Origin of the sequence: Bordetella pseudohinzii, assembly GCF_000657795.2 — a bacterium.
In the GTDB taxonomy this organism is placed as follows: domain Bacteria; phylum Pseudomonadota; class Gammaproteobacteria; order Burkholderiales; family Burkholderiaceae_B; genus Bordetella; species Bordetella pseudohinzii.
In genome coordinates this window covers 224,522-242,464 of record NZ_JHEP02000001.1, presented here as the reverse complement: position 1 = coordinate 242,464, position 17,943 = coordinate 224,522, and the positions used below count along the sequence as shown (strand labels likewise).

The following is a 17,943-nucleotide window of genomic DNA, read 5'->3' as shown; positions in this document are numbered from 1 at the left end:
ATGCGGGCGACGGCGTGTCGCGCAACCATGGCGCCCAGGCTTACATCGCCAATAGCACCATCACAGTGGGCAAGGGCAATCTCGATGTGCTGGCCAGCTCCAGCGCCACCCTGGACAGCGTGAACTTCGCCGGGGCCCTGGCCGTGGTCGGCGTCGGCGTGTCGGCGGCCGCCTCGGGCGTGCAGGTCAGCAACCGTTTCGCCGCCCGGACCTCGGCCTATATCGACGGCTCCATGGTCACGGTCGGCATGGGCGGCGGCGCGGGTTCGCTGACCGTGCGCGCCAAGGATGACAGCCTCATCACGCGGTCGGCCGCCTATGGCGTGGCGGCCGCGTTGGGACTGGCGCCGGGCGCCAGCGTGTCCCTGGTCGTATCGCTGGTCGATACCGTGGCCGAGAACACCGTCTCGGCTTATATCGGCACGGCGGGCGGCAAGCAGGTCGGCGCCTACGACAATCTGTCGGTGCTGGCGCTGGAGAAAACGGAGTTCAAGGGCCTGGAGGCGGTGACCGCCTCGGTGGCCGCCAATGCGGGCGTGGCCGGCGCGGGCGCTGGCGTGCGCGTGAGCAACAACACCCGCAATACGGTCAGCGCCAGGATCACCGGCGATGGCAAGGTGGGCGCGCTGGGCAATCTGGCGGTGACGGCGGACACCCATGTGCTGGCCGAGATCGACCTGACCCAGGTCAGCGTGGCGGTCGGCGTCATTGGCGCCGCGGTGGGCGTGGGGATCGCGGAAAACATCGCGCGCGACACCACCACGGCCTCGGTGGCGCAGGCCGAGGTGTCGGCGCCGGTGGTGGATGTCAACGCGCTGGTGACCATCGACTTCAGCCGCACTCAGACTGCCGGCGTGGCCGCCACCACCGGCCTGGCGGTCAATGTCAACCGGGCCCTGGTGGACATCGGGACCACGACGCTGGCCGAAGCGCGCGACGGCGCCTCGCTCAACGGCGTGCGCGCGACTTCGGCCACGGGCACGACGCCCGGCCTGGTCAATGTCAATGCCGAAGGCACGTTCTATGGCCGGGCCTATTCGCGGTCCATCACCGGCGGCGTGATCGGCGTAGGCGTGATGAGCGCCGAAACCCGGCTGGGCGGCTCGCTCAAGACCGTGATCGACAATGCCAGCCTGCGCGGCGACGTGATCGGCGTGACCGCCCAGACCCATACCGACCGCAATGGCGAGGCCGGCCTGCTGGCCGAGGCCCGTTCACTGGAAGTGGGCGGCGTCACGGTGTCGGCCGATACCGCCAAGTTGAGCACCAATCTGGATACGCGGGTGGATATCCGCAATGGGGCGCGTGTGGAGGGCGTGCTGCTCTCGATCTCCGCCAGCCAGACCCAGGCCACCGACGTCAGCATGGACGCCGGCACCATCGCCCTGGTGGCGGGCCGCTGGGGCAAGATCGATGTGGACCTGGGCGGCACCGCTTATGTGGGCATCGGCGGTGGCTCTCGGGTCATCGGCAACAAGGTCGATATCCGCGCCAACAACACGGTACGCGGCAATTCGACGCTCAGCGCCTATTCGGTCAAGGTGGCCGGCGTCGATGTCAGCAAACAGAACGTCACGATCCGGCCGCAGTCCGTCATCGACGTCAGCGGCTCGCGCTCGGCCACCGACACGATCGATACGGCCGGCGCCACCGTGGTCCTTGCCAAGGGGGATTACGACACCCCGGGCATGCTGGACATGGTCATCACCAATGACATCATCTATACCCAGCGCAACAAGATCACCGGCGTGGCGGGCTTTACCATCACCCTGTCGACCAATCACCTGAGCACCGACGGGACGCTGGCCCAGATCAAGGTCAATGGCGCCTTCGTGCGCAATACCTTCGGCGATGTGACGCTGGCCGCCAATACGCGCGGCGTGACGACCACCATCAGCGATATGCTGGTGGTCTCGGTCGCCAGCGCCAGCAAGACCGACAGCAATAATGATCTGACGGTGCGCAACAGCATCGAGATCAACAATGCCTCCATCGACGGCGACAACATCGTCGTCCTGGCCGGCAGCGGCAAGGTCTCCGATCCCTTGTCCACGGGCTATCTGCTGGCCAATGACAACGTGTCCTTCACCATGGTGGGCGTGGCGCAGATTCCGCTGGTCGACAGCGGCGCGCGGGCGCGCCAGATCAACAGCATCGTGATCGACGGCGCCAGCAGCGCCGGGTCGCTGCTCAAGGCGCAGCGCAATGTGCGCCTGGAGACCAATCCCGTGATGCTGGACCAGGCCAATGTGAACGGATCGGTGCAGGTCATCGGCCTGAACCTGAACCCGACCGTGGACCTGGCGGACGGCGTGGTCGACAAGACCTCCAGCCGCGTGGCCACCTCGGCGGCCACGCGCATCATCGCCGGTGTGAATAATGCGGCCAATATCTTCGTGATCCCCGCCGCGCTCATCGATGCCTTGAACCTGGCGGGCTTGATCCTGCCCACGCAGACCGACTACTCGCTGACCTTCGACGCCAACTCGCCCATCGTCCGCGCCATCCTGGAAAAGCTGCTGGGACCGGGCTCGACCAGCCTGGACGGCGCCAATGGCACGGTGAACATCGATGTGCGCTATGAGCTGACGGCCTTCCGGCCCGAGGACATCCAGGTCAATGTCACGACCGGCATGGTCATCAAGAAGGGTTCTGATTACTACTATTACGACAGCCTGGACAGCCGTGACCTGAACCTGGCCACGGAGAACTACAACAATAGCTACTGGAAGAAGAACCCGGCCTCGTTGACGCAGGACGACAAGGACGGCGCGCTGTCCTGGGATTTCGGCGAGTTCGCGGCCGACAAGGTGGGCAGCGTCTATTACGTGCTCAAGACCCTGGACCTGGGCCAGCCGGTGCTGCGCTATGCCAGCCAGCAGAACATCATCAGCGAGCAGATCCGCAAGATGGGCCAGATGCAGGCCGCGCACGCCTCGGATCCGCAGGCGGTGGCCCGCTACCAGGCCAATATCGCGGCCCTGCAACAGCAGCTGCAAAGCCTGCAGATGGTGGATGGCAAGGGCCGTTATCTGGATTCTTTCTACACCTTCTATGTCGACATCCCGAATCTGTACGCCTCGGGCGGGTCGGTCTATGTGAGCGCGGCCGATACCAGCGGCGTGCACGCGGCGGGCATCGACGCCCGCGCCAACACCCAGATCAACATCGTCAACGACTCGCCGATGTTGATGAATGTGAATGACGCGGTGGTGATGGACGGCACCATCATCCGTCCGGGCGCCGATGGGGAGATGAAGATCTTCAAGGCGGGCCATCTGTATATCAATGACACCTCGGTCCAGGGCGCGGGAGGGTCGGACGTGGCCGAAGTGCGCGTGCTCCAGCTGGAGAACAGCTGGGCCGACGATCCCTTCGGCGGCGCGCTGGACGCCGACATGATGGCCTTGGTGGAACGCGCGCCGGTGGACCTCAATCTGCTGGGCGCGGTGGTCAATCCGCTGGGCAAGGTGTCGGTGGTCAACACCCTGGGCAGCATCAACGTCACCGGCACGATCTCGGCCCTGAGCCTGGACATCCAGGCCAAGGGCAATTTCAGCCTGCAAAGCGACGGCTGGTTCAATACCGGCGCCGATCCCACCTTCCTGCAGTACAGCTGGCAGTTCGTGGTGGATTATTTCAAGAGCAATGCGGTGAGCACGGGCGCCGACGAGCTCCAGCAGAACGCGCTGCTCAAATGGGGCTATCGCAACCTGGGGTCTTTCACCGCTTATCTGACGTCCAACACCGCGGCGCGCGACTCGCGCATTTTTGCGCTGGGCGCGGTGAACATCTCGGCGCTGACGCTGAACATCGACGGCAAGATCCAAAGCGGCGTGACCGACGCCTATATCCGCATCGATGCTTCTTTCCGGGGCGACCGCGACAAGTCCCTGCAGGATACCAGCGGCTATGCGGCCAGCGGCGTGTCATACAGCGCCGATGGCTCCATGAACCGCTTTGGCGCGATCACGGGGCGTTTCGACTACGCCACGCAGACCATTATTCTCGATCCCATCCGCCTGGCTGGCGGCAGCATCACCCTGACCGGCCAGATCATCTCGGTGGGCAACGGCAACCTGGTGGTGGCCAACGGCTATGCCTCGGTGCATATCGACAACCAGACCACCTATGCGCTGGTGACCAGCGATATCGATGTCAGCACCTATCGCAAGGGGCGCATCGAGATCGTCGACACGGCGCGCGGCCAGCGCGATCTGTACGAACTCAATGGCCAGAACCAGGTGGTGCACACCGTCTGGAACAAGTTCATCAAGCTGGACAACCCCGGCGTGGGACAGCCCGGCTGGGTCTGGGTCTACGACAATGGCGCGGGATCGGTCAATGCCAATGGCAGCAGCGCGACGGTGGGCAGTCTGGGCAATCAGCTGACCACGACCTATAAGCCCGCCCAGGGCCAGGTCATGGTCTGGGTCATGGGCTGGGATTCCAGCGAAACCACGACGACCACCTTCGTGACCAAGCAGTTCAACCTGATCGGCGACGGGGTGGATCCGCTGGGTTGGCTGACGGACAACAACACCACCAAGAACGGCCCCTATGTCACCTACTCGCAGTCCAGGCCGGTGCTGGTGTCGACCGTGGTGGCCTATACCAATGAGTCGTCGGTGCCCGACGTCCTGAAGGAGCAGTTGGCCGCCAGCGGCAAACTGGACGATGCCATTCTTCCCGGCTATGTGGACGGCAGCGGCACGCAGACGCTGCAGGCGGATCCCAATGGGCCGATCAATATCCCGGGCGTGGGCCGCTACAAGCTTGTCACCATCGACGGTCAGGCGCTGGAGAGCTCGAATTTCGTGGTGACTTACCGCAAGTTCAACACCAGCGTGATCGTGCGCAATGACGGACCGCACACCAGCGGCGGCGGCTGGCTGCGCACCAAGACCACCACGCTGACCCAGGTGGTCGAGAAGAAGCAGCAAGAGCTCTTCACTTTCTATGTGCCGGCCTCGCAGGACATCAACCTGACCTTCCTGGGATCGAGCACGCAGCCCAATGCCATCTACATCCGCAGCAACGGCGATGTGACACTGGGCGGCAACCTCATCGTCGGCAACGGCCAATCGGTGTATATCGAGGCGGTGTCGGCGGCCAAATCGACCTCGATCTCCATGCGCGGCGAGGTGGGCATCCTGGCGCGCGATCCCAATGGGCAGATACCGGCCGGCACGGCCAGCGTCAATGTGCAGGCCCTGGCGCTGGGAGGCGCCATCCAGCTCAATATCATGGGCTCCTCGGGCTACACGCGCGCCGAGGCGCGCAACGATATCCGCCTGGCCTATTTCTCGGAAGGAGGCACCAGCTCCAAGGCCACGCTGCAGAAGGTGGCCTCGTCGGCGGGCACGGTCTACATCGAGGCCTTGAACGGCATCTTCGCCCATGCTTCGGCCACGGGCGATGCCGTGGTGTCGGGCAACCGCGTCGAGCTGAACGCGGGCTATGGCGCCATCGGCACGGCAAGCCAGGCCCTGAGCATTTATGCGCGCCAGGGTTTCGCGGCCCAGGCCGGCCTGGCGGGAGGCGCCGCGGGCGCCGACAAGAGCATCTATATCGCCCAGAACGTGGCCAATGCCGATCTGGTGCTGGTCAAGCCGGTGAACTGGGCCAATCCCCAGGCCTCGGTGTACTCGCAGCTGGGCAGCGTGAGCATCACGCTCAATGGCGGCTCGCTGCTCGACGGCGAACAGGCCGATACGCGCACGGCGACCGAGAAGGCCTATCCGACCGTCACGGCCAAGATCCTGGCCGACCTGAACGCCCAGATCGCCCAGTACGAGGGGTATTGGTCGGGCGTGCGCGCGCTGCAGGTGGCCAGTATCAGCCTGGGCGGCGCGGGCACCTACCTGAGCACGCAGATGGAGGGTAGCGGCCAGTACCTGGCCGTGGTCTTCGGCCGCAATGGCGATTACGAGGCCGTCTTGAAGGCGGCCGTCGACAGCGGGCGCCTGGTGCGCCTGGCCTACAACAACAGCCTCAACGGCAATGCGCGCGAAGAGGTGTTGGGCAAGTTGGTGATGGTGTCCAGCGATGGCCTGGTCTACCGCTTCCAGTTCTCGGTCTATGACCCGGTGACGGGCCAATTCGCCGCGCCCGTGTCCATGGCCGAGATGGGTTATACCGCGGGCAGCCAGGGCGTGTTGTACGGCCCGGCCTATGGTCTGGCCGGCGCGAACGACCAGTCCAGCGCCAACCTGCCCATCAGTTTCACGTTGCCCACGACGGGGCTGACGGAAACCCAGGGTTCGAGCACCTTGCAGCTGAAGCTGACAGAGGCGCAGCTGGACCAATTGGCCCAGATGGTCGGCGGCTATCGCGATGCGGATGCGCTGGCGGCGCTGCGCAAGTACACCTATGTGGAAATCAACGGCCAGAAGTTGCTGATCGACCAGATCCTGCCGGTCATGAAGAGCAATGGCGGCTGGTATTCGCAGGATTTCGACACCGTGCTGATCACGCTCAAGACGCCTTATGTGGGCAATCTGAGCAACAGCGATCCCAATGGCCACGTGGCGCTGAACATCGTCTTCGGCAACGCCAGCGGCCAATATGGCGCGGGCGATCTCACGGGCAATAGCCAGCCGGTGCTGCCGCCGGTGCCCAACCCGGGCACGACGGTCTCCACGCCGGCCGCCGGCGATACCGACATCACGGCCGATGTCATCGCCGCCATCACTGCCTATAACGCGGCGCACGCCAATAATCCTATCGCCACCGGAGCGGGTTCGCTCTATGCCTTGCTGACCAGCACGGGTGCGGCCGGGCCAGGGTCGGTGATCCAGCGCACGACCACGGGCAATACGATTTCCCTGTCGGGCAGCACCCTGGGCTGGTCCATCCCATCGGGCATGTCGGTGACGCAATACGTCGCCTGGCTGAATGACCCGGCCAACGGCGTGGTCGGCAGCCAGATCACGCTCACCATCGACGGCGTGGAGGTCACGCGCCGCATCCTGTCGCTCAACCTGACGGCCGCCGACGGCTCGACCTCACAGGGCGTCTCGCGCAGCGACAACTATCTGTCGCTGGTGCTGGACGGCAATATCACCCTGAGCAACTACTACATTAGGAATGGCAGCGATTCGGTGCTCAACCGCCAACTCCCCGCCGAGCTGGCCTATGGCCTGACCGGCCTGGGGCAGGGCCAGGCCAGCGCCGGGATCGGCTACACCCTGCGGCAGGGCTTGGGCGCCACGGCGCTCAAGCAGGGCACGCTCAAGCTGGATAGCCGCTCGGGCTCGGGCTGGTGGGGCAGCAACTATCTGACGTTCTATCAGTACACGGAGACCACGGCGGGCGGCGCCCAATACGCCAGCTATGTGGACCTGGGCGACAGTTTCAGCTGGGATCTGAGCACCTCCACCCTGAGCGAGGCGGCCCGCGGCCAACTGCTCAATGCCATCAAGTCCTTGTTGAGCAGCGGACAGTCGATTTCGCTGGCCGGCCTGGACCTCTTCATGACCAACAACGGCGGCGCCTTGTCGGGCAGCCAGCTGGGGGTCTATGACAATGGCACGCTGAAGATCGTCAGCGTGGTCGACGAGTTCGGCCATCCCCTGACGGACCAGAGCCCGGACAGCGCCTGGATGAAGGGCAGGATCGTGTTCTCGGGCCAGGTTTATGCCGAGAAGACGCAGCTGCAGAATCTGGATGCCTATCGCAATACCAATGTCAACGATGCCAACTGGAGCCAGAACTACACGCCCAATCTGAACGGCATGGTCATCCACGCCGGCATCCGCCTGACCGACACCGGCTTTGCCCAGCAGGCCCTGGCCTCTTCGGGCGTGGCCACGGTGACCTTGGCGGGCAACGACGCGCTGGTGCAGGGCCAGCGGGTGGAGTTGAGCTTCGCCAACGCCAGCCAGACACTGGTGTATTACATCAAGAGCATCAACGGTCGCGTGGTCACGCTGGCCGAGACGGCGGACCAGGCCCTGCAGGCCGGCGGCGAGGCGCTGACCATAGAGAAAATCCTGCAGGCGGTGGGCGCCGCGCCCGGGGCGATGTCGGTCAAGCTGCTTGACGCCTCGGCCAGCGGCGCGTCGGTCACGACCGACGATGTCATTACCCTGACCCATATGGACATCGTGCCGGAGGTCGACGCCAACGGCAATGTGACAGGCTACCGCAATCTGCAGAACTACGATCGCGTCTACCTGAACGATGTGCAGGCCAAGGACGGCAAGACCGTCAGCCTGCAGAACAACGTGGCCTACTACGTGCTGCTTGAGGGCGGCAACAGCATCCGCCTGTTCGCCTCCCGGGAAGAGGCCATGCTGTACCAGCAGTTCGAACTGCTCAAGCAGACGCCCGAAGGCCAGGCGCTGATCCAATCGCTCTTTACCGACGCGGGCATCGCGCCGCGGATGCTGACCGGCTTTGCCGCGGTCAATCTGCGCGGCATGTTCACGGTCAGCACGCATCTCTTCCAGACCCAGGGCGCGGTGTCGACCGCCAACCTGAGCGCGTCCATGCTGGCCTTGCACGCGCAGCTCCAGGGCCAGGCCTATGATCCCAATTACCTGCCCCCCATCCTGGATATCGGCGGGGTCGAGGACCTGGTGAAGTCCGTGCGCAACCAGGGGGTCTATGACTATGTGGTCGACAAGGAGCTGGCCCAGACCGCCGAGTATCACAATTACTGGCGCGAGCGCCTGACCTCGACGGTGGGGGCCTCCTCGGGCCTGACCGCCGTGGGCGCGGGCAGCTTCAGGCTGCAGGATATGTTCATCGTCGACGACGGCCATGGCGGCCTGCGCGCCCTGGCCACGGGCGACGAGATCTATTTCCGCGACGCCGTGGGCGGTTTGCGCGCCGACACCGCTTACTACGCCATCGTGGGCGCGGACGGCAGCATCCGGCTGGCGGCCACGCTTGCCGACGCCATGCTCTACCAGACCGGGGCGGGCCAGAACGACGGCCTCCTGGCCCTCTACCCCAACATGGGCCAGGTGGTCACGGTGGACTTCGCGGCGGCCGACCTGGCCGGCGCGACGGCCTATACGCGCAACTATGCGCTCAAGGCCGACGCCGCGGCGCAGACCCCCGAGGATATCGATCTCTACGGCAGCAGCTACCGTGCCGGCTATTTCTTCTATTTCTCGACGGCCACGCTGCGCAATATCGAGAACAACCTGCTCTACCCGGTGTCGGCGACCATCAATGAAAAGGTCTTCGATATCGACAGCGAAGCCGAAGGCGTGCCGACGCCGGACCGCTTCCTGAACATCAAGGCCGGGCAGGGCATTGTGCTGCGCACCTCGGGCCAGGGCTCGATCGGGGCGCAACTGGGCGAGTACACGCTGCAGCTGCCCGACCTGAGCACGGTCAGCGCGCAGGAGCGGGCCAATATCTTCGACGCGCTGCCGGAGGCCGACAAGGCCATTCTGTCGCGCGCCAACGCAGCCAGCCTGGCCGGCGTGTACCAGACGCTGTACCGCTATATCGGCCCGGCGGGCACGGTCTCGCTGGACCGCGATGAGGTGGACTTCAGCGACGCCAGCCTCTGGCAGGCCGTCAACCCCATGTTCTCCAACGACGGCGCGCTGCTCACGGGCACGACGCTGGCCGCGGGCAGCGAGCTGCAGTTCCTGTTCGCCGACCGTTTCGGCCTGTACGAGAACAGCCGCGACGTCTTTGTCTACAACAGCAAGCTGGGCGCCTCGGGCGCGCAGCTGACGCAGTTGAACGCCAATATCGCCAATGCCCGGGCCAATGGCCTGCAAGTGGTGGACATCGGCACGGGCTTCCTCGACCCGGTCTGGAAGGCCATCCAGGTGCCGTTCATGGCGCAGGACGGCGCCAGCGCGCAGGCGCTGCAAAGCGGCGCGCTGGTGGGCGATATGCGCGACCCGCGCTACCTGACCATCAACCTGACCCGCTCGCTGGCGGTGCAGGCGGTCGATGGCGTGGTGTCGGCCTACAGCGAGACCACGGTGGGCCTGGATTCGCCCAAGGGCAGCATCCGCCTGGGCGACATCCACGCCGCCCAGGGCATCACCATCACGGTGTCGGCCCAGGGCGGGTCCATCATCGGCACCGACGCGGGCACGCTGGAGAGCCGGGGCCAGGTGAGCCTGGTGGCCAATCAGGACATCGTGGGCAGCACGCGCGACGGCAATGGCATCTATCAATACGATGCCTCCCGCGCCCTGCAGCTGAACCTGGGCGCGGGGCATGCGCTCTATGTCGAGGCCGGCGGCGTGGCGCGCGTGGCCCAGCATGGCGGCGAAGACCTGAACCTGGTGCTGGCCAACACCAAGGGCACGGCGCAAAGCGGCTCCAGCTACCAGGCGGACGCCAATCTGCGGGTGGGCCAGGTGATCGCGGCCGGCAACGTCAGCCTGCAGGCAGGCGAATCCATCCTGAACGCCACGGCCGCGGGCCAGCGGCAATATGCCAATGTGTCGCTGACCGATCTGAGCGATCAGGCCTTGGCGGCCCTGGGCTATACGCGCGAAGTGGTGCTGATCGCCGGCCGCTCGGTCGGCCTGCCTGGCGCCGACGTCTCGCAGGAAGGCACGCCTTTGCTGGTGAGCATGTCCGAGGGCGACAGCGGGGCGCTCCTGAAGGCGCAGGCCGGCACGGGCCTGAACATCTATGGCATGCACAGCCTGCGCCTGGGCGGCATCGAGGTCGCCGACGGCAATGGGCTGCGCGGCGATGCGCGCATCTATGCGCTGGATGACATCCTCAACGGCACGGCGGCGGGCCAGGCGGCCCTGACCGCGCGCAATGCCTGGCTGGGCACGCTGTCCGGCGCCATCGGCCAGGCGGCGCAGCCGCTGTTGACCGATCTGTCGGGCTATCTGATGGCCCTGGCCCAGGGTTCCATCGCCATTCGCCAAGTGGGCGCGCATGACCTGGCCCTGGCGCAAGTGGAATCGCGCCAGCGCGACGATGTCCGCCTGGCGAGCCAGGCCAGCATCGTCAATGACAAGACGGCGCATCCCGGCTTGTCCAGCGGCCGCGGCGACGCGGTGGTCATCGGCGGCACGCTGTACTTCGAGGCGGGCGGCTCCATCGGCGGCTATGCGCAGGCCGATGTGGCGGGCGTGGCGGTCAACGATGCGCTCATCGTCGCGGCGGTCGGCGTCCAGTCCACCCTCAATGTCCAGGCGGGCGGCGACGTGGCGCTGGTGCAGCTCGGCCAGGCCGACGATGCGCAGGGCCAGACCCAGACGCTGACGCTCAACGTGGGCCGGATCGAAGCACGCAATGCCTGGCTGGCGGCGCGCTCGACGCCCGCCGGCGTGGGCGGCGACATCCAGCTGGCGGCCGGTTCGGTCATCAGCGTGGCCGGCGTGGCCAGCCTGCTGGCGGGCAACAATCTGAGCATCGCGGGGCCGGCCGGCGGCCTGCCCGGCGGCCTGGTGTCGGCGGGCCAGCGCATGAATCTGCGCGCCGACCGTGATGACCGCGCCAGCTACGGCAAGGCCACCTCGATCACCATCGATGGCCGCCTGCTGGCGCCCGAGATCCGCATCCATGGCAGCGAAACCGGCGTCAACCACATCCGCTTCGGCGCGACCGCCGACGCGGGCGGCGGCCTGGATGCCGGGCTCTTGCTGACGCAGGGCAGCGCCCTGGACATCCTGGGCGGTTCCGGGCAGGACCTGGTCGAGATCCGCGCACGCCTGATCAAGCAGGCGCAAGTGACCGTTTCCACCCAGGATGGCGACGATAGCGTGCTCCTGCAGGCAACCGAAGTGCAGGGCGGCGTGAGCCTGCAGTCCGGCCTGGGCGATGACAGCCTGGCGCTGGTCGATACCCATATTTCGGCGGATCTGGAGATCCTCGCCGGCGACGGCGAGAACACGGTCAGCCTGGAGAGGGTGACGGTGGGCGGCGACACGTCCATCACCGCCGGGCTGGGCGATGATCACATCACCCTGACCGGCAGCGAAGGCCAGGGCAGCTTGTCCATCAATGCCGGCGAGGGCGCCAACAGCATCCTGCTGTCGGAAACCGTCCAGCATGGCGCCAGCGTCATCCTGAGCGGCGCCGGCCAGGATCTGATCACGCTGGACCGCGCCGACTTCCTGGGCCATCTGCGGGTGGAATCGGGAGCGGGCGACGACAAGATCTGGATGTCGCGCATCCTGCTGGGCGCGGGCGCCGCCGTGTCGGGCGGCGAGGGCGATGACTACCTCTATCTGTCGGCGCGGGCGCTGGCCGGCGGCATCACGCTTTCGGGCGGCGCGGGCAATGACCTCATCGTGCTGGATCAGCTGCCTTCGCTGACCAGCCAATCGGGCGGCCAGACCGACCGTGTCGATGTGGATGGCGGCCTGGGCGACAACCGCGTCATCGTCAATCTGGCCGAACTGCCGACCTCCATCCTCATCACGATCCATAACACGGATGGACAGGGGCAGGAGAACCTGCTTGGCGTCAATACCCTGACCCTCAACGGCACCACGGCGGACGAGACCTTCCTGGTGCGCGCCAACTTCGTGGCCAAGCTCACGCCGCAGGGCGCGGGCTATGCCAACGAGGTCCAGCGCGTGAACTACGACCGGACCAGCACGGGCGGGTTGCGCCTGAACGCGGTGGACGGCGGCAATCGGTTCTATATCGACGATACCGGCGCGCCGCTGACCATCGACGGCGGCCTGGGCAGCGATCCGGCCAAGCAGAACGAGTTCCAGATCGGCCAGCTCTTCGGGCTGGACCGCTTGCCGCCCAGCGTGGCGGCGGGCGACGAAGTCGATACCGCGCGCACCACGCAAGGCTATCTGTCGCCGGGCAACAGCCATGGGATGACGATCTACGGCGCCGAGAACAGCGTCAACGTCTTCCGCGTTTACAGCAATGCCGCGCCCCTGGCGTTGTACGGCGGCAAGCGCGACGACGCCTTCATGGTCTATGCCTTCAAGCAGGGCGCGCCGCAGGCGGGCGGCTATGTGCTGAACGGGCCCTTGAATATCGACGGCGGCGAGGGCATGAACACCTACACGGTGCTGGGCACAGAGGAGGACGACGCCTTCGTGCTGACGCAGGAGGGCATACGCGGCGCCGGCCTGAATACCAGCTACCAGAACATCCAGCGCGTGAACCTGGATGCGCGCGAGGGCAACGATCACATCTATGTGCTGTCCACGCGCAGCAATGTGATCACCACGCTGATCGGCGGCAGCGGCAGCAACACCTTCGATCTGTCGGGGGATGTCGAGCGCAATACCATCGTCTCGGGCCGAGCCGGTTCGCGCGATGTGCTGGACGGCCGGCAGCCGGTGGTCATCGCCACGCAGCCCGGCCAGCTGGACGCCGCCGGCGGCAACACGCTGGCGCTGTCGGTCAGCCTGGATGCCAGCATCCTGCCGCGCCCGGCCAGCGGCCAGGCCTATGTGTCGCTGACCAGCGCCATGCTGGCCTCGGCGCTGTACGGCTCGCTGGCGCAGGGCGCCGGGCTGTCGCTGGCCGACGGCCTGGCCACCGCGCTGCAAGGCATGCAGGGCCGCGGCCTGCTGCTGTCGATCGACGGCGGACAGACCTGGCACGAGAGCGTGGTGCTGGCCTTCGAGGCCAATGGCGTCGGGGCCCTGGCCTGGGATGCGACGCGGCAGGTGCTGGTCAAGGTGGAGGATGGCTCGGGCATCGGCCTGCCGCCGCTCAGCCTGGCGGGCCGCGATTTGCAGCTGTCGGCCACGCTGCTGACCACGCTGCCCGGCCTGCACGATGTGGCTTTGCCGCCCATCATCGTACCGGTGGCCGACCCCGGCTATGCCGGGCCCGCGAATGAGCCGGGCAAGGTGCGCGCGCCGCGCGCCAGCGACCGGCCGGTCGTTGGCGTCGATCCGGTCACGGGCATCAGCTATGCCAACTACCCGGACCAGCCGCATGATGTGTCGGGCATCCAGGGCAGCCTGCTCATCGAGGGCGGGTCGCTGGACAAGCCGGATTACGACGGCAGCCTGCATGCCGCCGTGGTCCTGCCCGGCGAGACCGATGCCGGCCTGGGCGCGCGCCGCACTGGCGCGGCGCCGGCCGAGCCGGCCAACAACCGCATCCGCCTGTTCGACGACGGCACGGTGAGCGGCCAGACCGGCATGCAGGATCAGGCCCAACAGATGAGCGGCCTGGGCCAGCTGTACACGCAGCCGCAGGCGGGCGACTTCGGCCGCATCACCGGCCTGGGCATGACGCCGGGACTGGGGTCGGCCGCGGGCAGCATCCTGCAGGCCAGCGAGGCCGGCCTGCACGCCTATGACCGGGGCATCGTCTTCCATGGCGTGCAGTCGGTGAACACCATGCTGGGCCAGGGCAATGATGTCTTCACCGTGCGCCATGCGCCGGCGGGCACCGTGACCCTGGTGCAGGGCGGGGGCGGCGACAACATGCTGGTGGCCGAGGGCGGCACCGTGGGCGGGGCTGATCGTCCGGTGCTGCTGTTCGGTTCGACCAGCCAGGATGACCGCTACTACACCGCCGCGCCCGGCCAGCGCCAGGCCGGCCAGGCCCTGCATTTCGGCCAGGCGGGCAACAATGTGCTCGATGCGCGCGGCGCGACGCAGGGCGTGATCCTCTATGGCGGGGCCGGCAATGACACGATCTACGGCGGCCTGGGCAACGACCTGATCGCCGGCGGCGGCGGCAGCAACACCATCCATGCGGGCCAGGGCAACAACATCGTGTTCGGCAATGCCGGCCTGAACATCAGCCTGGACATCCCCATGGACATGGGCAGCTCGCCGGATCTGCGCACGCTCTACGCGCTGACCCTGGTGCTCACGCCCGACCAGGCGGCCGGGCTGGCCGTGGGCGCCTCGGCCGATCGCCTGGCCGCGGGCGGCAATACCATCACGGCGGGCGACGGCAACAACATCGTGTTCGCCAACTTCGGCCGCATCGTCACGGTGGCGCCGGTCAACTATCTGCGCGACCGGGGCGACTTCATCGATCCGGCCGCGCCGGGAGGCCAGGCGCGTTACCTGGCGGGCGCCGGCCTGGTGGCCATCGAGACCATCAACCTGCCCGCCGGCGGCAACAACAGCATTACGGTGGGCAGCGGCCGCAACGTGCTCATGGGCGGCATGGGCGAGGACAGCATCCGCGCCGCGGGCGGCTTCAACCTCATCGCCGGCAACGCGGCCCAGGCCCTGTTCACCGCCGCCGGGCGCATCCTGTCCTTCTCGTCCGCCTATCCGTCGGAAGGGGGCAACAACTCGCTCTACAACAATGGCGAGGGCGTGATGATAGGCGGCGTGGGCAACGATGTGCTGGAAAGCGGCGCGGGCTCGAATGTCATGCTGGGCGACAACGGCCGCGTGGTCTTCGTCAATGACCGCTTCAGCCTGATCGAGACCCTGGATATCGCCTACGGCGGCAATGACATCCTGCTGGCCGGCACGGGCGGCAACTACATGCTGGGCGGCCGGGGCGCCGATTTCTTCCGGGGCGACCTGAGGAAAGACGTGATCGTGGGCGACTTCGCCGGCATCTACCTCGATCCGGCGAGCGGCCGCATCGTCAACCTGACGCGCTTCGGTCTGGGCGGCAACACCCCCGACCTGCTGACCCGCTCCATGGAGGACTTGTACTCCTGGCCCGGCACGCTGGGGCTGGTGGCGCATCCGGTATTCGAACCCTCGTCCTCGCCGCGCTGGCGTGTCGGGAGCCTGTTCGGCCGCGGTTTTGCGGCCGGCGACAGCATCAGCATGGCCCCGGGCCGCCCCGACATCGTCATTGACCGCCACGACGGCAGTATTTCGGACTATGCTTCGGGCGGCGCGCCGAAGGACGCCGTGTCCATGCGCAATGACTTGAGCACCCAGGACAGCGGCCAGAGCCGCGCGCCGGCCCCGCCGGATGCGCAGCCGCCGGCCGAGACGCCCGAGGCGGCTCCGCCCCAGGACGATCCCGCGCCCTCGGCCAGCGCGCCGGCCGCCGTGCCGCCGCCGGCCGCGCGCCAGGATACGCGCGCCGCCATGGCGGCGGGGGTGGGCGTGCTGGGCCTGTCGGGGGCGCTGGGCCTGGCCGGCTCGGTGGTGTTCAATTCCAAAACCAATACATGGGAGCCCAAGGCCCGCCGCAAGACCGGACTGCGCGTGAGCCGCAAGGACACGCCGATGGAGGAGGCGCAGGCCCTTAGTGAGGATGAATGATCCTATCGTTTCCGCGCAGGTCAAGCGCGCGGATCTGGCGTGGTGGTCGGCGCTGTCGGCCTCGACCGACCGCCAGGCCTTCCTGGACGCCTGGCTGGCCTTGCAGGCCGGCCAGCTCGCGGGCGTGCGCCACGGCGCCCTCATCCTCGGCGAACCGGACACCGGACCGTTCGAGACCGTGGCCGCAACGCCGCCGGGCAGCCTCGCGGGTCCGGCCTTCTACGGCCTGGTCGATGATTGTCTGCAGGGCCGGGAAGTGGCGGTGGCGCTGGATGGCGGCAGCCTGGTGGTGGCCTATCCGGTCATCCTGGGCGGCCGATTGCATGGCGTGGCCGCGTTCGAAACCGCTCCGCAGCCGCCCGAGCCGGCGGTGCAGGCCCTGCGCTGGGGCGCGGGCGTGCTGGAGGCCTGGCTGCTGCAGGAGGAGCGCGGCGACAGCGCCCAGACCATCGAACGGCTGATGTATGTGGTCAACAGCGTCGCCCGGGCCCTGAAAGAAGGCCGTTTCAAGGATGTGGCGCTGACGCTGGCGACCGACCTGGCCACCCGCCTGGGCTGCGACCGGGTGAGCATCGGTTTCCGGCAGGACGGGCGCATCAAGGTGCATGCGCTGTCGCACAGCAGCCGCCTGGTGCAGAACATGAACCTGGTGCGGGCCGTTGCCGAGGCCATGGACGAGGCCATCGACCAGAACACCACGCTCTGCCTGCCCCAGGACGAGGGCCGCACCATCCAGCTGCGCGCTCACCAGAAGCTGGCGCGCGAGTTCGGCAACCGCAATGTGCTGACCGTGCCTTTCGCGCCCGAGGGCGAGGCGCGGGGCGCGCTGTTGTTCGAGCGCCCCGACAACGAGGGGTTCGACCGCCAGAGCATCGAACTGTGCCAGAGCGTGGCGCTGCTGGCCGGGCGCGTGCTTTACCAGAGGCTGCAACGGGAAAGGCCGCTGTGGCGCAAGGGCCGCGACGCCCTGCTGCTGGAGGCCGGCCGCTTGTTCGGCGCCCGGTATATCGGCCGCAAGCTGCTGGCGCTGGCCGTGCTGGCCGTGGCGCTGTTCGGCGCGCTGGCCCACGGCCCTTACCGCGTGGGGGCGACGGCCACGGTGCAGGGCGTGGTGCAGCGCGTGGTCGCCGCGCCGTTTGACGGCTATATCGCCGACGCGGCCCATCGGGCCGGCGACGAGGTCAAGGCGGGCGAGGCGCTCGCGGCGCTCGACACCCGCGAGACTGAACTTGAATTGCTGCGCGCCGGCAATCTGGAGGTGCAATACCGCCGCCAGGCCGAAGAAGCCATGGCGCGCGGCGACAATGCGGCGGCCGCCATCGCCCAGGCCCAGGCCCGCCAGGCCATGGCCCAGATCCAGTTCTATCGCGAGCAGATCCAGCGCTCCAGCCTGCGCGCGCCATTCGACGGCATCCTGGTGAGCGGCGACCTCAGCCAGCAGCTGGGCGAGGCGGTCAAGCGCGGCCAGGAGCTTTTCAAGATTTCGCCGCTCGATGGCTACCGCCTCTGGCTGGACGTGGAAGACCGGCAGATCGACGATGTGGCCCTGGGGCAGACGGGGCGTGTCGCCCTGGCCGCGATGCCGGACCGCCAGATCCCTTTCACGGTCACGCGCATCGTGCCCCTGGCCCAGGTGCTGGAGGGCAAGACGGTCTTCCGCCTGGAAGCCAGGCTCGACGGCCAAGACCTGTCCATGCTGCGGCCCGGCATGGAGGGCATAGGGCGCATCGACATCGGCGAGCGCCGCTATGCCTGGATCTGGACCCATGGCTTCGTGGACTGGCTGCGCCTGAAGTGGTGGGCCTGGTTCGGATAG

The 17,943-nt window shown here is 67.2% G+C and carries 2 protein-coding genes (1 of these 2 running past the window's edge); both read left to right on the top strand.

The window, feature by feature from the left end; translation table 11 throughout:
• Positions 1-16,127 carry the 3' portion of a DUF4347 domain-containing protein gene (locus L540_RS01060; RefSeq protein WP_043209378.1) on the top strand. The gene continues 15,127 nt to the left of window position 1, outside the view, so only the last 16,127 of its 31,254 coding nucleotides appear in the window; its start codon lies off the left edge, out of view; the stop codon is at positions 16,125-16,127.
• Entirely contained in the window at positions 16,120-17,943 is a 1,824-nt protein-coding gene (locus tag L540_RS01055) for an HlyD family efflux transporter periplasmic adaptor subunit (protein ID WP_043209376.1), read from the top strand. The genes L540_RS01060 and L540_RS01055 overlap by 8 nt, the downstream gene beginning before the upstream one ends.

Excerpts from the sequence above, each read along its gene's own strand:
- L540_RS01055 (WP_043209376.1), top strand. The coding sequence starts at position 16,120 with ATGAATGATCCTATCGTTTCCGCGCAGGTCAAGCGCGCGGATCTGGCG.